The organism is Streptacidiphilus jeojiense, assembly GCF_000719095.1.
Taxonomy (GTDB): Bacteria; Actinomycetota; Actinomycetes; order Streptomycetales; family Streptomycetaceae; genus Streptacidiphilus; species Streptacidiphilus jeojiensis.
On record NZ_JOEH01000022.1, the window covers coordinates 15,689 to 39,736 of the forward strand.

The 24,048-nt window shown below is 71.9% G+C and carries 23 protein-coding genes and 1 tRNA gene; 6 read left to right on the plus strand and 18 right to left on the minus strand.

Annotated features, from left to right (window positions below):
- Positions 1–97 precede the first annotated feature (97 nt).
- The 3 genes from IF29_RS0127645 to IF29_RS0127655 form a co-directional block, all read right to left on the minus strand.
- Entirely contained in the window at positions 98–853 is a 756-nt protein-coding gene (locus IF29_RS0127645) for a DUF6928 family protein (RefSeq protein WP_051726089.1), read from the minus strand.
- Between the two features lie 619 nt (positions 854–1,472).
- A tRNA-Lys gene (locus tag IF29_RS0127650) sits at positions 1,473–1,546 on the minus strand.
- A 110-nt stretch (positions 1,547–1,656) separates the two neighbouring features.
- Positions 1,657–2,310 carry a GOLPH3/VPS74 family protein gene (locus IF29_RS0127655; RefSeq protein ID WP_030260385.1) on the minus strand — a complete coding sequence of 218 codons (654 nt, stop codon included), beginning with the start codon at positions 2,308–2,310 and terminating at the stop codon, positions 1,657–1,659.
- 211 nt (positions 2,311–2,521) lie between these two features.
- Between IF29_RS0127655 and IF29_RS0127660 the strand changes: the two genes are divergently transcribed.
- The 3 genes from IF29_RS0127660 (at position 2,522) to IF29_RS0127670 (ending at position 6,002) form a co-directional block, all read left to right on the plus strand.
- Positions 2,522–3,616, plus strand: a complete 1,095-nt coding sequence (locus IF29_RS0127660) for an LLM class flavin-dependent oxidoreductase (RefSeq protein WP_051726090.1) — start codon at positions 2,522–2,524, stop codon at positions 3,614–3,616.
- Positions 3,613–4,584 (plus strand): 1-aminocyclopropane-1-carboxylate deaminase/D-cysteine desulfhydrase, encoded by a 972-nt coding sequence (locus IF29_RS0127665; RefSeq protein ID WP_269665025.1) that lies wholly within the window; start codon positions 3,613–3,615, stop codon positions 4,582–4,584. Before IF29_RS0127660 ends, IF29_RS0127665 begins: the two co-directional genes overlap by 4 nt.
- A gap of 212 nt (positions 4,585–4,796) precedes the next feature.
- Positions 4,797–6,002: a carbohydrate-binding protein gene (locus tag IF29_RS0127670; RefSeq protein ID WP_084715109.1), complete on the plus strand. Its 1,206-nt coding sequence runs from the start codon at positions 4,797–4,799 to the stop codon at positions 6,000–6,002.
- A 142-nt stretch (positions 6,003–6,144) separates the two neighbouring features.
- On the opposite strand, the gene IF29_RS0127675 is transcribed toward IF29_RS0127670, so the two are convergent.
- Entirely contained in the window at positions 6,145–6,408 is a 264-nt protein-coding gene (locus IF29_RS0127675) for an acyl-CoA carboxylase epsilon subunit (RefSeq protein ID WP_051726091.1), read from the minus strand.
- A 15-nt stretch (positions 6,409–6,423) separates the two neighbouring features.
- Positions 6,424–8,016 (minus strand): acyl-CoA carboxylase subunit beta, encoded by a 1,593-nt coding sequence (locus tag IF29_RS0127680; RefSeq protein WP_030260396.1) that lies wholly within the window; start codon positions 8,014–8,016, stop codon positions 6,424–6,426.
- A 278-nt stretch (positions 8,017–8,294) separates the two neighbouring features.
- Here IF29_RS0127680 and IF29_RS0127685 point away from each other — a divergent pair, with 278 nt between their 5' ends.
- The gene (locus IF29_RS0127685) at positions 8,295–8,954 is read left to right on the plus strand and encodes a hypothetical protein (RefSeq protein WP_051726092.1); all 660 of its coding nucleotides are present in this window, start codon (positions 8,295–8,297) and stop codon (positions 8,952–8,954) included.
- A 232-nt stretch (positions 8,955–9,186) separates the two neighbouring features.
- The gene (locus tag IF29_RS0127690; protein ID WP_030260399.1) at positions 9,187–10,032 is read left to right on the plus strand and encodes a thiol:disulfide interchange protein DsbA/DsbL; all 846 of its coding nucleotides are present in this window, start codon (positions 9,187–9,189) and stop codon (positions 10,030–10,032) included.
- Between the two features lie 33 nt (positions 10,033–10,065).
- Here the strand turns inward: IF29_RS0127690 and IF29_RS0127695 are convergent, their stop codons facing one another.
- The 6 genes from IF29_RS0127695 to IF29_RS0127720 all read right to left on the minus strand — a co-directional run bounded on the left by IF29_RS0127695 (position 10,066) and on the right by IF29_RS0127720 (position 16,963).
- Positions 10,066–11,340 carry an MBL fold metallo-hydrolase gene (locus tag IF29_RS0127695; RefSeq protein WP_030260401.1) on the minus strand — a complete coding sequence of 425 codons (1,275 nt, stop codon included), beginning with the start codon at positions 11,338–11,340 and terminating at the stop codon, positions 10,066–10,068.
- A 3-nt stretch (positions 11,341–11,343) separates the two neighbouring features.
- Positions 11,344–12,183 (minus strand): HAD family hydrolase, encoded by an 840-nt coding sequence (locus IF29_RS0127700; protein WP_198037577.1) that lies wholly within the window; start codon positions 12,181–12,183, stop codon positions 11,344–11,346.
- Entirely contained in the window at positions 12,176–13,048 is an 873-nt protein-coding gene (locus IF29_RS0127705; protein ID WP_198037578.1) for a carbohydrate ABC transporter permease, read from the minus strand. The genes IF29_RS0127700 and IF29_RS0127705 overlap by 8 nt, the downstream gene beginning before the upstream one ends.
- Complete coding sequence (locus IF29_RS0127710; RefSeq protein ID WP_030260408.1) at positions 13,045–14,364, minus strand: extracellular solute-binding protein; 1,320 nt, start codon at positions 14,362–14,364, stop codon at positions 13,045–13,047. The genes IF29_RS0127705 and IF29_RS0127710 overlap by 4 nt, the downstream gene beginning before the upstream one ends.
- A gap of 109 nt (positions 14,365–14,473) precedes the next feature.
- Complete coding sequence (locus IF29_RS0127715) at positions 14,474–15,421, minus strand: carbohydrate ABC transporter permease (protein ID WP_051726093.1); 948 nt, start codon at positions 15,419–15,421, stop codon at positions 14,474–14,476.
- Between the two features lie 249 nt (positions 15,422–15,670).
- A complete protein-coding gene (locus IF29_RS0127720) occupies positions 15,671–16,963 on the minus strand; it encodes a hypothetical protein (protein WP_030260414.1) in 1,293 nt (430 codons plus the stop codon).
- Positions 16,964–17,212: 249 nt separating this feature from the next.
- Here IF29_RS0127720 and IF29_RS0127725 point away from each other — a divergent pair, with 249 nt between their 5' ends.
- A complete protein-coding gene (locus IF29_RS0127725) occupies positions 17,213–17,860 on the plus strand; it encodes a DedA family protein (protein ID WP_051726094.1) in 648 nt (215 codons plus the stop codon).
- 26 nt (positions 17,861–17,886) lie between these two features.
- Here the strand turns inward: IF29_RS0127725 and ung are convergent, their stop codons facing one another.
- The 7 genes from ung to IF29_RS0127760 form a co-directional block, all read right to left on the minus strand.
- Entirely contained in the window at positions 17,887–18,570 is a 684-nt protein-coding gene (gene ung, locus IF29_RS0127730) for a uracil-DNA glycosylase (protein WP_030260421.1), read from the minus strand.
- Positions 18,571–18,672: 102 nt separating this feature from the next.
- Positions 18,673–19,464 carry a TetR/AcrR family transcriptional regulator gene (locus IF29_RS0127735; RefSeq protein WP_051726095.1) on the minus strand — a complete coding sequence of 264 codons (792 nt, stop codon included), beginning with the start codon at positions 19,462–19,464 and terminating at the stop codon, positions 18,673–18,675.
- A gap of 124 nt (positions 19,465–19,588) precedes the next feature.
- Entirely contained in the window at positions 19,589–20,326 is a 738-nt protein-coding gene (locus tag IF29_RS0127740; protein ID WP_157623958.1) for a class F sortase, read from the minus strand.
- Entirely contained in the window at positions 20,319–20,990 is a 672-nt protein-coding gene (locus IF29_RS43905; protein WP_051726096.1) for a hypothetical protein, read from the minus strand. Before IF29_RS43905 ends, IF29_RS0127740 begins: the two co-directional genes overlap by 8 nt.
- Positions 20,991–21,257: 267 nt before the next feature.
- Positions 21,258–22,037, minus strand: coding sequence for an HAD-IIA family hydrolase (locus IF29_RS0127750; RefSeq protein ID WP_030260429.1), 780 nt, complete (start codon positions 22,035–22,037; stop codon positions 21,258–21,260).
- A 145-nt stretch (positions 22,038–22,182) separates the two neighbouring features.
- Complete coding sequence (locus IF29_RS0127755) at positions 22,183–22,920, minus strand: phosphonatase-like hydrolase (RefSeq protein WP_084715067.1); 738 nt, start codon at positions 22,918–22,920, stop codon at positions 22,183–22,185.
- Positions 22,920–24,041 carry a TIGR03364 family FAD-dependent oxidoreductase gene (locus IF29_RS0127760; protein ID WP_030260434.1) on the minus strand — a complete coding sequence of 374 codons (1,122 nt, stop codon included), beginning with the start codon at positions 24,039–24,041 and terminating at the stop codon, positions 22,920–22,922. Before IF29_RS0127760 ends, IF29_RS0127755 begins: the two co-directional genes overlap by 1 nt.
- Between the last annotated feature and the right edge of the window lie 7 nt (positions 24,042–24,048).

The window sequence follows — 24,048 nt, forward strand, 5'->3', positions numbered from 1 at the left end:
GCTGCAGGCGCACAACCTCGGCATCTGGCACCACTCCGACCACCCAGAACCCGGTGACGCTCACAACGGTCCCCCTTTCGAAGTCCGCCGCACGCTTTCACGCACCGCTTTCACCGCGGCTCGCTCCGAACTGGACAGTCGTGTGGCGGTGCAGGCGCATGGTGGCTACGCGCTGTTCGAGCTCAGCTCTGACCCGGGCGGGATCGGGACCGTTCGGGCCGGTCACGTGGAAGCCTTGCAGCGGAACGGCATCGGCGTCGACATCGTCAGGGTGGAGTCGGCCCTCCAGCACGAATCCAGCGAACTCCCGGAGTGCTTCCTCGCCCAATTCGAGCGGATGGAACGCGAGCGGGTACGACGGCTGGTCCTCGCCCCACCACGAAACGGACCCGACCGGACGCTCACCCGCCCAAAACGAAGCCTCGAACTCGTACGGGGCACCAATGTTCTCGGCGATTCCGCCGTCCGAGGACAGGCTGAGCGAACGCACCAGCACACCGCCCTCCCAGACCGCGAAGGTGAGAGCGTCCGAGACGCTGTGCATCGCGTGGAAGAACACACGATCTCCGCGCCCCGCCGCGAGCAGATGCGAGGGCATCAGGCTCGGACGATGTCCCATGAGCCGTCGGTCGCAGACGACCTCCACGCCATCGAAGCTCGCCGCGTACGAGGTTCCGTCCGGCGGATACGTGCCCTCCCACAGCGACACGCCCGGCACCGGTTCCACCCCGCACCCCGGATGGACCCGCGCGACCAACGCGGCAGCGGCAACCTCGTCCGATTCGCGCGCCGCCCGAAGGCGGTCAGCAGCACACCCCTCGGAAAAGACCAACATCGCCGACTTGGCACCCACAACGCTTCCCCCTGTCCCTTCCTGCACGGCTCTGCGGAGACTATCCGGCCGGACCGACAACCCAGCGGCAGAGAAAGCAGCCCTGGTCGCACCGCACGCTCCCCTTCCTGGCTGACATCAGCGTGGTATGTCCCCGATGCCTGCAAAGCGCGAAAGTACTACCCGTCGTCGGCAGCCCCGAGCCAGAGCACCGCGCGTTCTTCGTGCCCCGCCGGCTGATCTGTCGTCACTGCGGTCTCGCGAAGGCGCATATGAGCCGCCAGCTGATGTTTTCCCGCACGGCACCGGGCTACGAGGCTTTGGCCGCCGAGTACCTGCCGGCCAGCACCGCAGCACGGTGGACCGCGCACCTTCGGCCGCGCGTCCGCCTGCGGAGGGCTTCGGGATCGAGCCCGCAGCGGCGCAGTTGGGCGGCGGGCGTCATCCCAGTGGGGACAGGTGCTGGGGAAGGCGGCACGGGTGCGCGGATCGGGTTCGGTTGGCGCGCACGATTGCCTCAGACGGCCTGACCGTGGGCCGCACTTCGCACCCATCACAGACCAGGCGAAGCAAAAAGGCGGCCGACCCGTGAGAGGTCGACCGCCTTGTCAGGCATGCCGCTTGGGCATCCTGTGTGTTGTGCGCCGCCAGGGACTCGAACCCCGGACCCGCTGATTAAGAGTCAGCTGCTCTAACCAACTGAGCTAGCGGCGCCTAGTGCCTGCGGCCGTTGCTTGCGCTCTTGCCTGGGCACGACAGAAATACTACCTGACCTGCGGGGGTGCTTCGGACCACCGGGTGGCCGACGGTCGGGGACCGGCCGGTCAGCCTCCGGAGGACTGGGCGCTCTTCGCTGCTCGGACTGCCGCGTGGGCTGCGGAGGCGACGGGGTCGAGGCGGGCCAGGTCGGCCAGGCGGCGGCGGGCGGTGCGGTTGGCGACCGGGCCCGGGTAGAGGCGGCCGGTGAGCTCGCCGGCATGGGCCAAGGCCGCGAGCTGGAGCGAGCGGGCCGGGGCGTTTCCGTTGTCGACCGCGTCGGCGACCAGTGCCCTTCGGGCGGCGGCGATGCTGCTGTCGATCACCGTGTACTCGTCGAACGGGATCAGGCCGAGTACTTTACGGCGGCGCCGGTCCACCAGCCCGGCCTTGGCCATGACCTCCAGGTACACCTTGGACCGGACCCGTCCCGCCCGATTAACGCAGGTGCGCAGTCGTGCCCCGCGCGGGGGCGCGGCCGGGCCCGCCAGGGCTGCGGCCACCGCGTCCAGGCCCGGGTGCCCCAGCGGAGCGCCGCGCAGCAGCACCAGCCGGCCGTTGCCCTCCAGCACCGCCGCCTGCGCCGCCAGCAGCTCCGCGAGGGCCGCGCCGGCCAGGGCGTAGCGGAACTCGCCGGGCTGGCGGATCCGCCCGGTGCCGGGGTCGGCACAGAGCAGCAACAGGTCCTCGGGAAGGCTGGTGGTGGTGCGCCACTCGTCCATGGCGGCTGCATCCCCCGCTCGGGCGGCGGCTGAACATCCGCGTCTGTAGCAGTACGGGAACAGAGGCGGCGGGGTACGGGTTGCCCCCTACGGAGGCAGTCCACGGCCAGTCCGCCGGCTAGGTCAGCAGGCGGACCGCCCACGGAACGCAGCCGTACACCGCCACACCCGCCGTAGCCATAGCCGTCGCCGCAGCCGTAGGAGCACCGCAGTGAGTCAGCAGCCGGAGCCGTCAGTCGCCCCCCTCGCCGCTCAGATCCCCGGGCGACCGCACGGGCGTGCCGAGACCCCGCTGTCGATTCTGGACCTGGCCACCGTCGGCGACGGCTACACCCCCACCCAGGCGCTGGCCGCCACCACCGAGCTCGCCCGCAAGGCCGAGGACTGGGGGTTCCACCGCTTCTGGGTCGCCGAGCACCACGGCATGCCGGGCGTCGCCAGCTCCGCGCCCGCCGTGCTCCTGGCTCATCTGGCCGCCGCGACCAGCACCATCCGGCTGGGCTCCGGTGGCGTGATGCTGCCCAACCACGCGCCGCTGGTGATCGCCGAGCAGTTCGGCACCCTGCACGCGCTGCACCCCGGGCGGATCGACCTCGGCCTCGGCCGGGCGCCGGGCACCGACCCGGCGACGGCCAGGGCGCTGCGGCGCGGGGTGCTGGACGAGACCGCCGACGAGTTCCCGCTGCAGCTCAGCGAGCTGACCCGGTTCCTGGACGCCGACTTCCCGGCCGGCCACCCGTACCAGCGGCTGCGCGCCGTGCCCGGCGAGGCGAGCGCCCCGGGCGGGGGCCGCCCGCCGATCTGGCTCCTCGGCTCGTCCGGCTTCAGCGCGCAGCTGGCCGGGCGGCTCGGTCTGCCGTTCGCCTTCGCGCACCACTTCAGCGCCGGGAACACCGTCCCCGCGCTGGAGCTGTACCGCGACTCCTTCCGGCCCTCCGAGGTGCTGACCGAGCCGTACACCCTGATCGGGGTGGGCGCCGTGGCGGCGGACACCGAGGAGCAGGCACGGCGGCTGGCCGGATCCGGCGCGCTGGCGATGCTGCGGCTGCGCCGCGGGCAGCCGGCGCTGGTGCCGACGCCCGAGGAGGCCGAGGCGCACCCGTACGCCCCGGCCGAGCGCGAGTTCCTCGACGCCTGGCTGTCGAACGTGGTCCTGGGCGGTCCGGACCAGGTCCGGGACGGACTCCTGGAGCTGCGCAAGCGCACCGGGGCGGACGAACTGATGATCACCAGCAACATCCACGGCCATGAGGCGCGGCACCACTCCTACGAGCTGATCGCGCAGGCTTACGGACTGCTGGGGTGAGCCCCACCGGCCCTGCCGGCCCCATCAGCCCCACTGGTCCTGCCGGTCCCACCAGCCCCACTGGTCCTGCCAACCCCACCGGTCCCACCAACCCCACCGGCCCCGGACGATCGCCCTCCCCGCTGCAGCCCCTCGCGGACGAGCGGCTGTCGGCCGCCGGGGTGCGGCTGCTGCTGAAGCGCGACGACCTGCTGCACCCCTCCGTCCCCGGCAACAAATGGCGCAAGCTCATGCCCAACCTCGCCGAGGCCCGGGCGGCCGGTCTGGACGCCGTGCTCACCTTCGGCGGCGCCTACTCCAACCACCTGCGGGCGACCGCGGCGGCCGGACAGGAGGCCGGGCTGCGCACGATCGGAGTGGTGCGCGGGGACGAGCTGGCCGACCGGCCACTCAACCCGTCGCTGGCCCAGGCCTCCGCCTGGGGCATGGAGCTGGACTTCATGGACCGGGCCCGCTGGCGGCGCCGGATGTCCGCCGAGGTGCTGGCGGAGCTGCAGGACCGGCACGGACCGGCCCTGGTGGTCCCCGAGGGCGGCAGCAACGCCGCCGGGGTGCGCGGCTGCCTGCCGCTGGGGCGGGAACTGGCGGAGTCCGAGGCGGAGCTGGTCTGCGTCTCGGTGGGCACCGGCGGAACCCTGGCCGGACTGGCGGCCGGACTGACGCCACATCAACAGGCGATCGGCTATGCGGCGTTGGGGCATGCACCGCTGACCGGGGAGACGGCGGCACTGCAGCTCGCGGCCTTCGGCCGGCACACCGGGAACTGGCGGATCGACACCGGCCACACCTTCGGCGGCTACGGCCGCAGCACCCCGGAACTGCGGGCCTTCGCCGATGACTTCCGTGCCAGGCACGGGATCTCACTGGACCTCAGCTACGAGGCCAAGGCGCTGCACGGCGTCTTCGCGGGCCTGCGCGACGGGACGTTCCGCAGGGGTACGACGGTCGCCATGGTGCTCGCGGGTTGAGGCGGCAGGCCGAGGTCGGCGCCCTGCCTTAAGGGAACATTGGTCTAGTCCTAGGTCTAGGCCACCCTATTGACGACTGGTGGACATCTCCAGCAGTGTGGGCACTGGTACAGACCTTCCCTTCCTCTCCCCCACGAGGAGCCCAGGTGTTCCGCACATCCTCTTCCCGAGTCCTCGCCGCGGTCGCCGCGGCCGGGCTCGCCGCCACCGCGATGGTCGCGATCGGCGGCAGCAGTGCCCAGGCGAGCGTCACCCCTGCCGCCACGACTGCGCTCAGCAGCAACTGGTACGCCGCAGCGCCCTATCTGATGCCGCTGGACAACAACCCGCCGAACCCGGTCGACGTGATGAACGCGACCGGTCTCAAGGCCTTCCAGCTCGCCTTCATCCTCGCCCCCAGCGGCGGCGGCTGCACCCCGACCTGGGGCGGCACCGCCCCGGTCTCCTCCGACACCGCCGTCGCCTCGACGATCAGCAGCATCCGCGCCGCCGGCGGCGACGTCTCCGTCTCCATCGGCGGTTACGGCGGCACCAAGCTCGGCCAGACCTGCGGCACCCCGGCCGCGACGGCCGCCGCGTACCAGCAGGTCATCACCAAGTACGGGCTGCACGCCATGGACTTCGACCTGGAGGAGCCGGAGTACGAGAACACGGCCGCCGTGGCCAACGAGATCGGCGCCGCGCAGATCCTGCAGCAGAACAACCCGGGCCTGTACATCTCCATCACCACCGCCGGCACCGCCGCGGGCACCGGCTGGTTCGGCACCCAGATGCTCAACCAGGCCAAGACGGACGGCTTCACCCCGAACAACTTCTCCATCATGCCGTTCGACGGCGGCTTCAACGGCGCGGCCTCGCAGATCTCGGCGCTGCAGGCGTTCAACTCCCTGCTGATGAGCACCTTCGGCTGGAGCTCCGCCACCGCGTACGCCCACGAGGGCATCTCGATGATGAACGGCCGCAGCGACAGCGGCGAGTACTTCTACCAGTCCGACTTCCAGTCGGTGCTGAACTTCGCCACCAGCAACGGCCTGGCCCGCTACACCAACTGGTCGGTGAACCGGGACCGCCAGTGCACCCCGGCCGACAACAACGGCCAGACCTCCGGCACCTGCAGCAGCGTGACGCAGGGGGCCTGGGACTTCACCAAGTACAGCGTGCAGTTCGCCGGCGCGACTCCCCCCACCAGCACGCCGACAACCGCCGCACCCACCACGGCGGCACCGACGACCGCCGCTCCGACCACCGCCGCACCGACCGGCGGCAGCTGCACCGCAGCGGCTTGGAGCGCCACCGCCACCTACACCCAGGGCAACACGGTCACCTACAACGGCCACTCCTGGACCGCCAAGTGGTGGACCTACGGCGACATCCCGGGCGGATCGGCCGGCGTCTGGACCGACAACGGCGCCTGCTGACGGATGAACCACCCGGCAAGCAGATGACGGTGGGCGGGACCCCGAGGGGTTCCGCCCACCGTCATGACCTGACGACCTGATGACCCAGTGACCTGATCACCCAGTGACCTGATCACCTAGTGACCTGATGACGGGGATACCGTCAGCGGTGCCAGCTGACCGGCGAGTTGTAGCTCGGACGGCGTTCGGGGCGCTGCCACTGCGCCTGCGTCCGGCTCCCCGCGGCGCCCTTGGCGGACCCGGCGGACCGGGACGAGGTGGCGGCGGCACGGGCCAGCAGGACCGCGGTCAGCGCGGCGAGCTCCTCGTCGGCGAGGGTGCCCTTGACGACGCGCACCAGCGGGTCGACCGGCGCGGCGGCCTGCGTCGTGGCCGGAAGGGTGGCGGGTTCGAGGACGGTGGTCATGGCGGGTGCCTCCGGTTACTGGGGCGGGTTGCCGTGCTTGCGGGCGGGAAGGTCGGCGTGCTTGCTGCGCAGCATGTGCAGCGCGCGGATCAGCACATGGCGGGTCTCGGCCGGGTCGATGACGTCGTCCACCAGACCGCGCTCGGCGGCGTAGTAGGGGTGCATCAGCTCGTCCTTGTACTGCTTCACCATCTGGGCGCGCATCGCCTCGGGGTCGTCGGCCTCGGCGATCTGGCGGCGGAAGATGACGTTGGCCGCGCCCTCCGCGCCCATGACCGCGATCTCGTTGGTCGGCCAGGCGTAGGAGAGGTCCGCGCCGACCGAGCGCGAGTCCATCACGATGTAGGCGCCGCCGTAGGCCTTGCGCAGGATCAGCTGGATCCGCGGCACCGTGGCGTTGCAGTACGCGTACAGCAGCTTGGCGCCGTGGCGGATGATGCCGCCGTGCTCCTGGTCGACGCCGGGCAGGAAGCCCGGCACGTCCAGCAGCGTGATCAGCGGGATGTTGAAGGCGTCGCACATCTGCACGAAGCGCGCGGCCTTCTCCGACGCGTGGATGTCCAGCACCCCGGCCAGGGACTGCGGCTGGTTCGCCACGATCCCGACCACCTGGCCGTCCATCCGGGTCAGCGCCACGATGACATTGGTGGCCCAGCGCTCGTGGATCTCCATGTACTGGCCGTCGTCGGCGATCTCCTCGATCACCTTGCGCATGTCGTACGGACGGTTGCCGTCAGCCGGGACCAGGTCCAGCAGCGCCTCGCAGCGCCGGTCGGCCCGGTCCTCGGTGATCTCCACCGGCGGGGTCTCCCGGTTGTTCTGCGGCAGCATCGACAGCAGGAACCGGACCTCCTCCAGGCAGCTGCGCTCGTCGTCGTAGGCGAAGTGCGAGACACCCGAGATCTCGGAGTGCACGTCCGCGCCGCCCAGCCCGTTCTGGGTGATCTTCTCGCCGGTCACCGCCTGGACCACGTCCGGGCCGGTGATGAACATCTGCGAGGTCTCCCGGACCATGAACACGAAGTCCGTCAGCGCCGGGCTGTAGGCCGCGCCGCCGGCGCACGGGCCGAGCATCACGCTGATCTGCGGGATCACTCCCGAGGCCCGGGTGTTGCGCTGGAAGATCCCGCCGTAGCCGGCCAGCGCGGTGACGCCCTCCTGGATCCGCGCCCCGGCCCCGTCGTTCAGCGAGACCAGCGGGGCGCCGGCGGCGATGGCCATGTCCATGATCTTGTGGATCTTCTGCGCATGGGCCTCGCCCAGCGCTCCACCGAAGATCCGGAAGTCATGGGCGTAGACGAAGACCGGGCGGCCGTGCACCGAACCCCAGCCGGTGATCACGCCGTCGCTGTAGGGCTTCTTCGCCTCCAGGCCGAACCCGGTGGCCCGGTGCCGGCGCAGCGGCTCGACCTCGTTGAAGGAGCCGTCGTCCAGCAGCAGTGCGATCCGCTCCCGGGCGGTCAGCTTGCCCTTGGCGTGCTGCGCCTCGGTGGCCCGCTCGCTCGGCCCCGCCAGCACCTGCTCCCGGATGGCCTGCAGCTCGGCGACCCGTCCCCGGCTGTCGCCACCGGTCAGGCCGGTCGGACGCGCCACACCCTGCTCGGTCATCGCAGAACCACCATCTCAGGAAACTCCAAGTCTCTCGGGAACGGCCCGCCGCTGAGGAGGCGGACCAGCCCACCCTTCGACCCTACGAGGGCGACCCCCACCAACCAGGGGTCGATTTCGTACAACACATGACCCGAATAGCTGGCGGAGCCGGACAGGAGCGCACCCGTACCGACCTGCGCCGACCCGGCCGCACGGTGCCGACCAGCGGTTCCTTGCCTATGAGGAAACCTTGGAAGGTTCATCCGGTTTTCACAAAACATCACTAGGGTGCCGCCATGCCCACTCCCAAGCCCACCGACATCCCGCAGCCCTCCGACCCCCGTGAGGACGACTCACCTGCGGTCGAGTCCCCTGCGACGCTGATCCTGAGCAAGGACGACAAGGAAAAGGAGACGGAGGCCGCCGAGCCCGAGTCCAAGACCTGGTCGCCCCGCCCCAACACCGTCCTCAGCCCCGAGGACAAGGACCTGGAGGACCTCTCCGACGACGAGCTCGAGGACCTCGCCTCCGGCGGCGTCTCCAAGGGGATCGCCGCCGGCGCCGTGTCCATAGCGGCGGCCGCCCTGGGCCTCGCCTCGGTCACCGGCACCTGGTTCGGCAACATCCTGCTCGCGCAGGCCCAGCTCCAGTCCCAGGTCGGTGCCACCGGCAAGAGCACCGCCACCCAGCTGGCCGAGGGCTACACCGGCCCCTGGCACAAGGTCGCCGAGATCAACGGCCTGGTCGCCACCATCGCCCTGGTCGTGGCCGGGCTGGTGCTGTTCTCCGGGCGCTACCTCACCGTCCGCCCGCTCCCGAACTGGGTCAAGGCCGTCGCCTGGGGCGGACTGGTGCTCGGCGTCATCGGCCTGTTCATCGCCTTCGGCATGCGCTTCGACTGGTGGACCTACCACATCGTGGTCCCGGCCACCACCAGCTCCAGCACCACCGGCTGACGCCCGTCGGCCTTCCCGAGCCCCCGGACCCGCCCGCGCCACCCCGCGCAGGCGGGTCCTCTGCGTCCGGGACGGGCTCCGGGGCACGGTCCGGCGCGGGCACCCGTGCGAGCCGTGCGGTCACCCGTACGAGCTGACGCGGACGGCGCAGCGCGCGCCCGTACGGGGGAATGCACCCGGCGCACCGCCGTGTCCACCGCGGTCCGGCCCGTCGGATTGTCAGGGTGCGGGTATGACGACGTCCACGCCCTTCGCCACGTCCCTCCGTCGCCCGCACCCGTCACGTCGCCCGCACCCGTCAGGCCGGCGTACGCCGCTGCTGCGCGCCCTGGCGGCGCTCTGCGCCTCCGTCGCGCTGCTCGGCCTGCAGGCCCCGGCCGGGGCCGCCGCCGGGACCGCTCCGGTCGCGGGCGTCCAGTACCAGCAGCTCGCCCACCCGGTGCCGGCCTCGCCGCGCGAGGTGGTGGAGGTGTTCTGGTTCAACTGCGCCCACTCCTACCAGCTGGCCCAGCCGCTGCGGGACTGGGCCGCGCGGCAGGACCCGCCGGTGACCATCCGGCACATCCCGGCGGCGTGGCCGGACCAGCCCCAGGAGATGGCCTACGCGCGGCTCTACTACGCCCTGGACAGGCTGGGGCTGGAGGACCGGCTGGAGCAGGCGGTCTTCCACGCTGTCCGGGACGAGCACTGGGACCTCACCCAGCCGGACACCCTGAGCAACTGGGCCGACATGCAGGGCATCGACTCCACCCAGCTGCTGGCCGCCTGGAACTCGCCCGAGGTCCAGCAGGAGACCCAGGCCGCCCCGGCGCTCCGGGAGAAGTACGACGTGCACGAGATGCCGAGCGTGGTCGTCGGCGGCCGCTACCGCACCTCGCCGTTCATGGTCCCGGACGGGGTGGCCGGCACCGTCCCGACGGTCGACTACCTCCTCCAGCACTCCGTCGCCGAGGCGGCCGCGGCTGCGGCGGCCGCCAAGCAGACCACCGCGGCCGGGAAGCCGGCGGCACCGAAGAAGCCCGCAGCGGTCAAGAAGCCCCGGACAGTCAAGAAGCTCCGGACGGCCAAGAAGCACTGACCCCCGCCCGGGCGCGGCCCGCGCCGCCAGGCATCACCCCTTCGCCTCGCCGCCCGCGAAGTCGTAGCGGCTGGCGTACTCGGCGACGACCCGGGTGATGCCCAGCGGCGGGTGCAGCCGGGTCGGCGCGGTGGTGTGGATCGGGAAGACCACCCGGGGCCGCATCCGCTCCAGCATCCGGTGCAGATGGTCCTGGCTGGCGTGCCCGGAGCAGCCGATCTGCCGCAGCGGGACGTCCAGGGCCTTCAGCCAGTCGGTGAACGGCTCCCAGCGGGGCTCGAAGGGCCCCAGCGGCTCGCCGTTGGCGTGGACGAACACGGCGGCCGGGCAGCCCTCGCCGACCGGCAGGTCCAGCAGCGACGGCAGGTCGTCCGGGTCCGGCACCACCACGTACCGGCCGGGGGCGGTCCGGATGTCGGAGAGCGGGACCTCGGCGGCCGAGTACACCCCGTCGACGCCGATCAGCCGCAGGAACGCGGCGACCGCCTCGGTCCAGACGATCGAGCGCCCGGCGGCCTCGGCGATGCCGGTGAAGGCCCGGACCCGGTCCCGGTCGCGCGGGTAGGCGGACAGCAGCACCAGGCCGGGGGTCCGCTCCAGGGCGGCGGCGAAGTCGCGTTCGACGTCGGACTCGTCCCGCAGCGGGCCGCTCATGTCCCAGCCGAGGGTGGTGCCCTCGGTGGCCAGCACGTCGCAGTCGGCGGCGCGGTCCACGAACTCCCAGGCGCGCTCCGGGTGGTGGCCGTGGAACCGGATGTCACCGGTGAAGGCCAAGGTCCCGGCGCTGGTGCGGACCAGGTAGCCGGAGGCGCCGGGGACGTCGTGGTCCACGGCGACGCACTCGACCTGCATCGGTCCGACCTCGGTGCGCTGCCCGTCGGTGAGCCGCCGCCAGTCCGGGTCGCCGCCGGCCAGGCCGCTGCCGGTGGCGTCCAGCGCCTTCAGCAGGTCCACGGCGTCGGTGTGGGCGTGGACCGGGATGTCGTCGCGGACGAAGCCGGCCAGCCCGCAGTGGTCGATGTGCGGGTGGCTGACGAACACCGCGGTCTCCCCGGTGGGCTCGCCGAGCGGGGATCCCGGGTCGAGCGCCGCCGGGTCGAACAGGCCCGGGATGTGCGGGGCGGTGTTCAGTCGCAGCCGGTCGGCGAGCTCACGGCCCGGCCTGGTCCGGACCGGCAGCCGGAACGGGTCCCGCCCGCTGGGGATGTCCAGGCCGATGTCGAGCAGCACCCGGTGGCCGCCGTCCTCGACCATGATCTTGCTTCCGCCGATGACGCCGAGGCCACCCCAGAACTTGATGGTGACCATGTGTCAACTCGTTTCAGAAGGAAGGGCTTTGAGCAGTGGTGCAGGGGTGGTGGGGGCAGCCGGGGCGGTGGTCGGGACGGCCGTGGCCGCCCACTTCCTGATCGGTTCGAGCAACCCCTCCACCGTGGTGGCCGTCGCGTCGGCCGGGCCATCCGCGCGGCCGAAGCGGTCGATGTAGGCGCCGAAGGCCCCGATGTCGGTGCCGGGCTCAATGTCGTTGCGCCAGTGGTCGCCGATGACGAGGACCCGCTCGGGAGCGAGCCCCGCGGCTCCCACCGTGCCCGAGCCGCCGAGTTCGCGTTGCAGCAGCCGGCGCAGCCCCGCGGGCTTCCCGGTGCCGGCCACCACCTCGTCCACCAGCGGCAGCAGGTCCAGCCGGCGCAGCAGCGGGTCCAGCCCCTCGGCGGGGCTGTTGGTGGCCAGCACCACCCGCACTCCCCCGGCCCGCAGCTGCTGGAGCAACTCCGCATAACCGGACGGGACTTCGAGCGAGCAGGCCTCGCTGAGCATATGCACCCTGGTGTCGGTGAAGGCGGCCTGCAGGGCGTCGGGGTCCACCCCGAGGCGCCGCGCCAGCAGCATCACGGCCTCCCAGCCGTCGATCGCCTCCGGCACCGCCGAGGCCGCCGCGCCCATGGCCAGGTACTGGTCCACGCCGTCGAGCACGATCCGGCGCCGGTCCGGCGCCAACTCCCGTGCTGCGCGCCGGGCGTAGTGCCGGATCGGGTCGTCGCCGCGGTACAGCGTCCCGTCGAAGTCGGTGACCAGCACCGGGGGCGGCAGCGGGGACGGCAACGGGGACGGCAACGGGGGCGGCACCAGGGATGATGTCACCTCAGCCACGGACACCCCCGGCGGCGGACATCGCACCGGTGATGAAGTGGCGCTGCAGCACCAGGAAGAAGCCCAGCACCGGCACCGTGGTGAAGACCACCGCGGCGGAGAGCGCCGGGTAGTCGGTGCCGTCGACCCCGGCGAAGGCGGCCAGGCCGACCTCGACCGGCTGGACGTCCGGGTTCTGGGTCATGATGAACGGCCACAGGAAGCTGTTCCAGCTCGCCATGAAGACATTGAGGGCGATGATCAGCAGCGCGGGCCGGACCATCGGCATCCCGACCGACCAGAGCATCCGCAGCCGCCCGGCACCGTCCAGCTCGGCCGCGTCGAACAGCTCCTGGGGCAGGCCCAGGAAGAACTGGCGGACCAGGAAGATGCCGAAGACGCTGGCCCCCCAGGGCACGATCTGGATCCAGTAGGTGTCCAGCCAGTGGATGTCATTGGCGATCATGTAGTCGGGAATGATCAGCACCGTGCTGGGAACCATCAGTACCGCCAGGACCAGGCCGAACAGCAACCCCCGGCCCCGGAACCGCATCACTCCGAAGGCGAAGCCGGCCAGCAGCGAGGTCGCCAGCGCCAGCAGCACCGTGGCGCCCGCGATCAGCAGGGTGTTCAGGAACAGCCGCGGCCAGGGCGCCGCCGCCCAGGCGCGGGCGTAGTTCCCCCACTGCCAGTGCGGCAGCAGGATGTCCGAGACCGAGCTGGACCGGCCCGCCGAGTTCAGCGAGGTGACCACGACGTAGTAGAAGGGCACCAGGAAGAGCAGGCCGATGACCACCGCCAGGGTCCGGCTCAGGGCCGTGCGCGCCGAGGCGCGGCGCCGGAAGGAGTTCCGGTGCCGCACCTCGGGCTGGAGCAGGGTCGTCACTGGGCGGCCTTCTGGTCGGCGAGCGCCGCGGTCTGGGCGGTGTCCAGCGCCGTCTTGGGGTCGGCGCCCTTCTCCAGCACGTCCTGGACGGCGACGATCTCCTCGTCCTCCGCCTTGGCGACCCAGGAGTAGGGCGGCTCGGCGACGGCGTACTCCAGCGCGGCGACCGCGGTGTTCATGTAGGGGTTCTTCGCCAGGAAGCTGCTCATCAGCGGCAGCGCCTTGCTGGTCACCGGGAGGTAGCCGGTGCTGCTGGACCACTGCGCCTGGCTGGAGGCGGAGGCCAGGAACTGCATGTAGGCCCAGCCGGCCTTCTGCTGGGCGGCACTGGCGCTGGCGAACATCACCAGGTTGGTACCGGTCATGATGTTCGACGGACCGGAGCTGCCGGTCGGCAGCACCTCGGTGCCCAGCGTGAACTTGCCGCCCACCGCCTGGTTCTCGTAGTAGTAGCCGGCCGCACTGCTCATGTCGAAGGCGCCCTTCTTGGCGCCCAGCGCGGTCTCGCCCGGGTAGTTGGTGCCGACCGCGAGCGCACCGGACTTCTTCAGGTCGGCGAGGTAGGCCAGCGACTGGACCGCGGCGGCGCTGTTGAGCTGCGGGGTGCCGTCCTTGGCGAAGTCCGGGGTGCCGTTGGCCGCGGCGAGCGCCTGGAACAGCACGGTGCCGCCGCCGACGCCGGAGGCGGTGGAGCCCGGGTCCACGCTGATCGCGGTGACGCCGTTGCCGGAGACGGCCTTGGCCTCGGTGGCGAACTGGGTCCAGGTGGTGGGCGCGGTCAGGCCCTTGGCCTTCAGCATGTCCTGGTTGTAGAAGAGCACCTGGACGCTCTTGTTGAACGGCCACATCCACAGCTTGCCGTCGGGCAGCTTCAGGTCGTTCTGCACACCGGTGTAGAAGTCGGAGAGCCCGGCCGGGGTGTCGCTGCCCGCATACGTGCTGACCGGCAGGATGGCCTTGGCGTTGGCGAAGGTGGCGGCCCAGCTCTCGTACGCCTGGCCGATGGTGGGGGCGTTGTGGGCGGCGACCGCGGCGGTCTCCTTGGCCAGCAGGGTGCCGTAGTCGGGCTCGTACTCCAGGTTGACGGTGACGTCCGGGTTGGCCTTCTCGAAGTCGTCGGTCAGCTTGACCAGCGTGGACTTCTGCGTGCCGGTGCCCATGATCTGCATGAAGCTGATGGTGGTCTTGCCGCCCCCGGCGGCACCGCCGGTGCTGCTGCCGGAGGTGCTGGAGGACGAACAGCCGGCCAGGGCCGCCACGGCGGTGGCCGCGGCGAGCAGGGCGGTTCCCCTGCCGGTACGGGATATGCGGGACATGGAGGGTTCCCTTGCTGTCTGGTGTCGGGTGTGTGGTGACGGTCGGGGTTGCTGTGAGGGGGGTGACTGTGGGGGGTGGCTGTGCGGGGGTTGCTGTGAGGGCCGGCGCTCAGCCCGCGTCGGCGATCCGTTCTCCGGTGCGCCGCTGGAGCAGGGTGAAGGCCGCGGTGACGATGAACAGGACCACCGCGAGGGCGGCTCCGTAGCCGGTGTCGAACAGCACGAAGGCCTCCTGGTACACGAGGTAGCTGAGGGTGGTGGTCGCGTAGACCGGGCCGCCCTTGCCCATCTCGTAGAACTGGGTGAAGGCCTGGAGCGAGGAGATGCTGGTGATGACGACCACGAAGAGGGTGACCGGACGCAGCTGCGGCCAGGTGACGTGCCAGAACTGCTGCCAGGCGTTGGCGCCGTCCATCTGCGCGGCCTCGCCCAGCTCCGGGGAGATCACCGCCAGCCCGCCGAGGAAGAGCACCACGGTGAAGCCGACCTCGTGCCAGAGGCTGTAGACGATCACCGAGGGCATCGCCCAGGTCGGGGAGAAGAGCCACTGCGAGACCGGCAGGTGGAAGGCCTTGAGCAGCATGTCGGCCAGGCCGAACTGGGGGTTGAAGATCCAGACCCAGGCCAGCGAGGTGGCGACGATCGGAGTGGCGTGCGGGGCGAAGAGGGCGACCCTGGCGGCACCGAGCACCCGGCCGCCGCGCTGCAGCAGCAGGGCGAGGGCCAGCGAGACGGCGGTGCCGCCGATGACCATCGCGCCGCTGAAGTAGAGCGAGCGCCAGGCGCTGGACAGGAAGCTCGGCGTCGTGGAGTCGAAGAGCGCCGAGTAGTTGTCCAGGCCCACGTACCTGGACATGGCGGTGTTCAGCACGTTCCAGTGGAAGGTGCTCACATAGAACGTGTAGGCGGTGGGGCCGATGATGAAGACCGAGAAGATCAGCAGTGCGGGGGCGGTGTAGAGCCACCCCATCGGGCTCTCCCGGGCGCGCTTCACCCGCCCGGGCCGGACCTGGACCGGGACCTGCCCGGCCCTTCGAAGTTCGATGTCCTGCGCCATGAGTCCGCACCCCACGATCGGCCTTGCTCTGTCGTGTGAGAGTGAAACGCGCGTAGATATCGCCTAAATGACAAATGCAGAAACAATGGGTGACGGTCCGATATGAATCCCGAAGATGTGCGATGCTGAAAGGCTCGGCATCTTTCGACTCATCAGCAGAAAGGCCGACCGGCATCTGCCGGTCGGCCAACTTCCTTACTGGTAACTGCTATTGGGAACCCCGGGAAGACACCCGGCAGGGTGGTCCGCTCAGGCGAACTCGGCCAGTCGCGGCCGTACCCCGGCCACCACCAGCAGCAGCCCGGCACCCAGCAGCACCGCGGGGATCGCCGTCCAGCCGTCGAGGTCGCCCGAGGCGTCGTCCACACCGGAGTCGAAGCGGGCCGCCCTGAGATCGGCCAGGTTCTGCAGGTTGAGGCTGAAGTCGTAGTAGGCGAACGCCACCTGACCACGCGTCACACCGGTCAGCTGGACCGCGGCCTGGTCCAGCCGGCCCGCGTCGGCCAGCGAGCGCAGCGTCCGGTCGGAGGCCAGGTAGGCGGCCTCGGTCCGGGTCACCCCGGGCGATCCGGCGTCGCCGGCGGTCAGCGTGTGCAACTGCTGGGCCAGGGTGCCGAAGCCGGAGGCGAGCGAGGGGCGGTACGCGGTGTCGACCAGCCAGCGGCTCTGCGACGCCTCCGCGTCCGCCGCGGCAACCTGGGCCTGGGCCACCGTCGCGCCCGGCGCATAGCCCTGCCGCACCGCGCCGTCCATCGCCGAGGCCGCGCCCAGCAGCGCCGAACCGCCCGCGACCACCACGGACAGCACCGCCGCCGTGGCCAGCAGCAGCGCCGGGTTGAGCATCCGCCGGTGCCGGCGGCTGAGGTCGAGCTGCCACCAGACCAGCAGCAGCAACGCCAGCACCCCCACCGCGCCCAGCAGCAGCGCGCCCCGGCGCGCATTGCCGACCGCCGCGCCCCGGTCCGCGCCGACCTGCTGGTCGGCGGAGGTGAGCAGGGTCCGCACGTGCGGCAGCAGCGACTGCTGCAGCAGCCCCTCGGCCTGGTCGTAGAAGTCCAGCGCGAGATCCGGCGGACGGCCCACCACCGGGTCCTGCTGGCTGGTCGCGGAGTACTCCTCGGTCCCGCTCAGCCCGTCGTAGGTGCCCAGCGAGTCCAGCAGGGCCTGGACGTCCGCCTGCCCCTGACCGCCGGCGGCAGCCAGGGCCGCCAGGTCGTGCCCGACCTGCCTGCGGTCCGCCTGGGCGGTGAGCGCGGCCAGCACCCCGTCGTCGACCAGCGTCGGCGACTGCCCCGGCGCGGCCGGGGTCGAGGCGTAGCCGACCACCAGCGAGTCGGCGTGCTGGGCGTCCAGGTCCGCCAGGGTCCGGTAGAGATCGGCGGCTGCGGTGGCACGTGGTTCGGAGACCGCGGCGAGCCGGTGCAGATCCGCCCTCGCGGTGGCGAACGAGACCAGGGCGGCAACGAGCAGCGCTGCGGTCAGCAGCAGGGCGGCGGCGGCCTGGAGACGCAGTCGCAGCACCGGGGCGGCGGTCTTGGTCACCCTTCGAACGTAGGTATCCAGGACGACGCCGCGGAGACCGTGAGTGGGACGCAGGGTGAACGGGAAGGCACAGCTGGTAGCAAATCTGAGCGTCTGCTGGGGGGCTGGTAAGAGTCGTGTTACATGACTCACTATGGGGCGGTTTCGGGTGTGATCATGGGACCGGCTAGCGTTGTCGACCGGTAGTAAAAAGCAACCGATACTGCAACCGACACTTTCTGTCTGCGGACAACACCATGAGGAGTCACCTTGAGCGAGGTCCTGGACCTTTTCGGCTCCTCGTGGTTCTTCATAGCCGCACTGCTGGCCGTGCTGTCCGACGCCTTCCTGCCGATCGTGCCCAGCGGCACGATGGTCATCGCCGCGACGCTGCAGGCCTCCGAGACGCACACCTCGCCGGTGCTGCTCGGCGTCGGGGTGGCCATCGCCTCCTTCACCGGGGACCTGCTGCTGCTCCGGATCGCCCGCCGCGGAGCCGCCTGGGCGCAGCGGCGGCTGGACCGCAAGCCGGGGGCGGCCGGCGCGGCGGCCTACCTGCTGGAGGCGCTGGAGACCAGACGGGCCCGCACCATCGTCGCGGCCCGGTTCGTCCCCGGCGGCCGCTCCGTGCTCGACCTCGCCGTCGGCACCACCGCCACGCCGCCGCGACGGTTCCTGCGCTGGTCCGCCGTCTCCGCCGCGGTCTGGGCGGCCTACATCGTCGGCCTGGGCTACCTCAACGAGCACACCTTCGACACCAGTTGGCTCAGCTTCGCGGTCTCCTGCGTCGCGGCGACCACGATCAGCGCCGTGATCGCCCGCATGGTGCAGCGCCAGCGCCGCAACGCCCGTGAGGCCGCCACGGCCGCCGCCGACGCGGACGATCACTTGACGACGGCCCCCGTCGCCGTCAGCTGACCACTGCCGTCAGCTCACACTGCCGGTCAGGCCGGCAGCCGCCAGTCGATCGGGGCCAGGCCCAGGTCGGCCAGGCCCTTGTCGATCTGCGAGAACGGACGGCTGCCCAGGAACAGCTTGGCCGACAGCGGCGAGGGGTGGGCGCCCTGGACCACCACATGGCGGTCGGTGTCGATCAGCGGCAGCTTCTTCTTGGCGTAGTTCCCCCACAGCACGAACACCGCCGGCTCGGCCCGGTCGTTGACGGCGCGGATCACCGCGTCGGTGAACTGCTCCCAGCCCTTGCCCTTGTGCGAGTTGGCCTCGTGCGCGCGCACCGTGAGCACCGCGTTCAGCAGCAGCACCCCCTGGTCCGCCCAGGCCTCCAGATTGCCGTGGGCGGGCGCCGGGATGCCCAGGTCCGCGTCCAGCTCCTTGTAGACGTTGCGCAGCGACGGCGGGATCTTCACCCCGCGCTTCACCGAGAAGCACATCCCGTGCGCCTGGTTGTCGTCGTGGTACGGGTCCTGGCCGAGCAGCAGCACCTTCACCCGGTCGTAGGGGGTGTGCTCCAGCGCCGAGAAGACCTGGCCGACCGGCGGGAACACCTGGTGCTCGGCCCGCTGCTGCGCCACGAACCCGGCGAGCTCCTGGAAGTACGGCTTCTCCGTCTCCTCCGCGAGCACCCCGCGCCAGGACTCGGGCAGCACGAACTCATTGACTGACGACATGGCGGTTCCCTCCGAGGTGTACGACCGACGTGCAACTGCACCGTACCGGGCCGCACCGACAACGCCCGAACTCCCCGGCTGCCGCGGCCCGCTGCGGTCCCGCTACGCCTCGGTGCGGAGCTCCTCCAGCCCCGCGGCGACGCCGTCGAGGACGCGCTCCAGGCCCCACTCGAAGGTCCGGTCGGGGTCGGGGTCGTGCTCCGCCAGGGCCACGAACCGGGCCAGCAGCGGGTACTGGCCGGTGGCCAGCACCTCCGTCAGGTACGGGCCGACGCTGCGCCGGTAGCGGTCCCCGTCCAGCCCGGTGCGGCCGGCCACCTCGGTCCTGGCGATCTCGGTGAGCACCACCCCGCGGACGTAGCCGAGCACCGTTCCGGCCAGGCCGGACATCGCGGTGATGTCGAGCCCCAGACCGTCCATCACGCCGAGCAGGTACTCGGTCCTGCGCAGGGTGTTGGGCCCCAGCGGGGGCCTGCTGGCGGCGATGGGCAGCACCCAGGGGTGCCGCAGCATCAACCGCCGGTACTCGACGGCGATCCCGCGCAGGTCGTCCCGCCACCGGCCGGTCCGCGGACCGACGGCGCCCTCCTCGCCCATGACCTGATCGGCCATCAGGTCGAGCAGGTCGTCCTTGGTCTCCACGTAGCGGTACAACGACATGGTCCCGACGCCGAGTTCGGCGGCGATCCGGCGCATCGAGACGGCGTCCACGCCCTCGGCGTCGGCGAGCGCGACGGCGGCGGTGACGATGGCCGGGACGCTCAGCGACGGCTGCGGGCCCCGGCCGCCGGAACGCGAGCGGGCCCAGACCGGCGGCCGCGGGCCCTCCGACCGCGACCCCTCCGGCTCCAGCCCCTCCGGCCGCTGAGCGGACCCCACATCGCGGGCTGCCACCGGCGGCCTCCTCGGCTGTCCCGCTCCCGCACCGTCCAGGGGAGTCGCGTACATGGTACGCAGATACCGGGACCGTATGCAGATACCAGGGCCGTACGCAGGCGCCGGGGCTACCGGGGCCGGGCTACCGGGCCTGGGCGTCCCGCACTCCGCTGAGGTGCGCGTACAGCACCACATTGCCGGTGTACTCGGCCCGCTTGCGATCGAAGGCGCCGCCGCAGGTGATGATCCGCAGCTGGGCGTCCTTCGCCGGCGCGTAGACCTGCGCGGCGGGGAAGGCGGCCTTGGGGTAGGCCTGCACCCGGTCCACCGTGAACAGCGCGGTGCTGCCGTCCAGCCTGGACACCTCGACCGGGGCGCCCGGCTTCACCGCCGACAGGTTCCAGAACACGGCCGGGCCGGTCCTGGTGTCGACGTGGCCGACCAGCACCGAGGTGCCGGCCTCGCCCGGGGTCGCCGAGTCCCGCAGCCAGCCGGCCGTCCTGGGTTGCGAGAAGGGCGGCAGCTCGGGCTGGCCCTTGCTGTCCATGCCCAGGCCCAGCAGCGGCGCGGTCAGCCCGATCGAGGGCATGGCCAGCTGGATCGGGGTGGACCGGGTCAGCGCCGGATGCACGGCCGGGGCCGGCGTGGGGTGCGCCGACGGCCGGGGGGTGGCCCGGACGGCGTCCGAGGCGGTGCCCCGGGCGCTCACCGGGACCGCGTTGACCCCGGTGCCGGAGCCCCCGGCGACCGCCCGGGCCGGCGCGCCGATCCCCAGCGCCGCGCCGCCGACCGACACCACGACCAGGCCGGTGGACAGGGTCGCCAGCGCGCTCAGCACCCGCGGGCGCGAGAGGGAGGACAGGCGCCGGAGCTCAGCCACGGCTGCCCGCGCCCCGTCGTGCGGCGAGCGCCCTGCGGCGCAGCAGTTCCAGCGCGCCCAGCGCCGCCGCACCGGTGACCGCGAGCGCGCCGCGCCCGGTGGCGGTGCCCAGTGCGTCGCTCCCGGCGAGGCCGCGGGTCGCGCCCCAGCCGCCGCCGGTGTCCAGCGCGCCGATCCGGACCACGGTGACCGTGCCGACCGCGACCGAGGTGCCGCTGCACTGCTCGGTGACCGGGTGCGGTCCGGGCTTGGCGTCCTTGGCGACCTCGGCCTCGGCGAACAGCCCACCGTCGGCGGCGAGCCCGAGCTTCACCGGCCCGGCGAAGGCCGTCGAAGTGACCGTCCCGGTGGTGGTACCGCCGCAGTCCGCGAAGGTGCGCACATCGACCGACCCACCGGGACGGGTGAGCGCCGGGGAGACGGTGACCACGTCGAGGGCGCGCAGCACGCCGCGCGGCTCCGCCTTCACCCCGGTGGTGTCGGTGGTGGTCAGTACCGTGCTCCGGGCGGCGTTGTCGGCGGACGAAGCCCCTCCCGCACCGGTGCCGCCCGTACCCGTGTCGCCGAACGTCGCGGCTGCCGCCGGGCCCGCCGCCTGCACGGCGAGCAGCAGCGCGAACGCGGCCACGGCCGCCCCAGCCGAGGCGGTGCGGAGCTTCGCCATCAGGTTTCCTCTCACTCCCGGGCAGCCGAACTGACGCTCCGGCAATTCACCCATATCAATGCAAAATATGACGAACGATTGCCAGAAGTGGGAGGACCTGCGCCATCTGACACACCGTCGGTACCCCAACGGATGACCCCGACGGCCATTCGGACGCGGAGCAGGCCCCCGACCACTGGTCGGGGGCCTGCTCGGATCATGCTCGGATCGTGCTCGGACTCTGCTCGAACGGCGGACCGGGACGTGCCCGGCGCGGCTCAGCTCAGCTCAGATCTCGTCGATCAGCTCCGCGACCGACTTCGCCACCCGGGACGGACGGTACGGGTAGCGCTCGACCTCGGACTGCTGGGTCAGGCCGGACAGCACCAGCACGGTGCGCAGACCGGCCTCCATGCCCGACTTGATGTCGGTGTCCATCCGGTCGCCGATCATGACCGTCGACTCCGAGTGGGCGTTCAGCGCGTTCAGCGCCTCACGCATCATCAGCGGGTTGGGCTTGCCGACGAAGTACGGCTCCACCCCGGTGGCCTTGGTGATCAGCGCGGCCACCGAACCCGCCGCCGGGAGCACCCCCTCCGGGGAGGGGCCGGTCTCGTCCGGGTTGGTGCAGATGAACCTGGCCCCGGCGTTGATCAGGCGGATCGCCTTGGTCAGCGCCTCGAAGCTGTAGGAGCGGGTCTCCCCCAGCACCACGTAGTCCGGGCTGCTGTCGGTCAGGATGTAGCCGACCTGGTGCAGCGCGGTGGTCAGCCCGGCCTCGCCGATGACGTAGGCGGTGCCGCCGGGGCGCTGGCCGTGCAGGAACTTGGCGGTGGCCAGGGCCGAGGTCCAGATCGCCTCCTCCGGCACGTCCAGACCGATCCCGGCGAGCCGGGCGTGCAGGTCGCGCGGGGTGTAGATGGAGTTGTTGGTCAGCACCAGGAAGGGCTTGCCCGACGCCCGCAGCCGGTTGATGAACTCGTCCGCCCCGGGGACGATGGTCCCCTCGTGGACCAGCACGCCGTCCATGTCCGTCAGCCAGGACTCGACCGGCTTGGAATCCGCCACGTCTGTCATCTCCAGTTCCCGTTCCGGTCCAGTTCCAGGAGCACTCGGCTGCCCCGACGATGCGGCCCGACGATCTCCGCCTCCAGCCTAGTGGGGAACGGTCGTGCGAGGCTCGGGCGTCCCGACTGACGGGACGCCGAAAGGCCTAACGGGACAGCAGCAGCCCCGGCAGTTCGGCCACCGAGCCCAGCACCGCCGTCGCCCCGTCCGCCCGCAGCCGGGCGGCGTCGTGGGCCCCGGTGAGCACCCCGGCCACCACGCCCGCCCCGGCGGACGCACCGCAGCGCATGTCGTAGCCGGTGTCGCCGACCACGGCCAGCTCGCTGACGTCGTCGGCGGCGTGCGTGCGCAGCAGCGCGGCCAGCGCCAGGTCCGGGTACGGACGGCCGCGACCGCCCGCGTCGGCCGGGCACAGCGCCAGGTCGACCAGGTCCTGCCAGCCCAGGGCGCCGATGATGCGCTGCTGGGTGGGCCCGGAGAAGCCGGTGGTCAGCACCACCGTCAGACCGGCCTTGCGCAGGTCCCGGATGGCGTCCTCGGCGCCGGGCAGCGGCGCGCAGTGCCCCGCGTCGACCAGCCCGTCGTAGGCCCGCTCGAAGGCCCGGTTGGCCTGCTGCGCCCGCTCCTCCTCGGCGAACAGGTGCCGGAACACCGAGATCTTGCTCTCGCCCATGGTGGTGCGGACGTAGTCCAGCATCCGGTCGTGCTCGGCGCTGACCGGGTCCACCCCGAGGTCCAGTGCCGCCGCCTCGAAGGCCCGCTCCACCAGCCCGCCGTCGGCGACCGTGGTCCCGGCCATGTCCAGCACCACCAGCCTGGTCCGCACCCCGGCGCCGGTCACGTCCTTACCCGTCGCACCCACATCCGTCCCCGTCGCACCCATCACAGCCCCATCTCGTTCGCCGTCGCCTCGCCGATCGCCGGCGAGCCCGTCATCCCGCGCCCGCCCGGGCCGGTCACCAGCCAGACCCCCTCGCGGACCCGTTCCCGGTGCACCACCAGGGCCGGGTCCAGGCACTGCGCGTACACCCCGGCCCAGCGGCGCCGGATCCTCGGCAGCGGCCGCCCCAGCAGGCTGCCGGCCAGCTCTGCCAGATAGGCGTAGGGGTCCTCGACCACGTCGAAGCCGAAGGGCTGGTCGTACTCGTGGGTGTCGCCGACCGTCAGCGTGCCGTCCGCGCGCTGCACCATCAGCAGCTGCATCCGGTGCTCGGCCGCGGTCGGGTGCTGCGGCTGGGCGGCGTTCAGCGCGTCCAGCGCGCCGCCGGCGTAGGCCGGGTAGTAGCGGAAGCTGTCGCCGTCGGCGACCGAGGTGGTCAACTGCCCGTCCAGCGGGTCGGTCTGCATCATCTGCAGCCGGACCCGGCGCACCGGCAGCTCCGGTGCCAACTCGCGGACCAGGCCGCCCAGCCAGGCACCGGTGCAGAGCACCACGGCGTCGCCGCTGTGCAGCTCGCCCCGGTCGTCGCGGACCGAGCGCTCGCCCACCACCTCACGGACCTCGCGCCCGCCCAGGAAGGTGTAGCGGCCGGACTCGCGCAGCCGGTCCTGCAGCGCCCGCTGGGTGGCCCGGGGCTCGACCTGCCCGTCGTGCGGGCTCCACAGGGCGCCCAGGAAGTCCCCGCCCAGGGCCGGGTTGGCCTTGCGGGTCTCCGCCTCGTCCAGCAGCTCCCAGCCGCGCCGGCCGGCGTCGTGCCGGGCCGCGACCTCGGCGGCCACCGCCCGCTCGGCCTCGGTGCGCAGCACCGTGAGCGAGCCACTGGCCCGGAAGCCCACCCCGGGCACCTCCGCGCCGATCTCCTCCCACAGCTGACGCGCCCTCAGGGCGGTGTCCAGATCCGGGCCCTCGGCGCGCCCGCCGACCCAGACCAGCCCGAAGTTACGGACCGAGGCGCCGCGCGCCTGCTGCTCCCGCTCCAGGTGGACGACTTGGTGTCCGCGCCGGACGGCATGCCAGGCATGCATGGTCCCGAGCGCTCCTGCTCCTACGACGATGACTCTCACGGGTCCG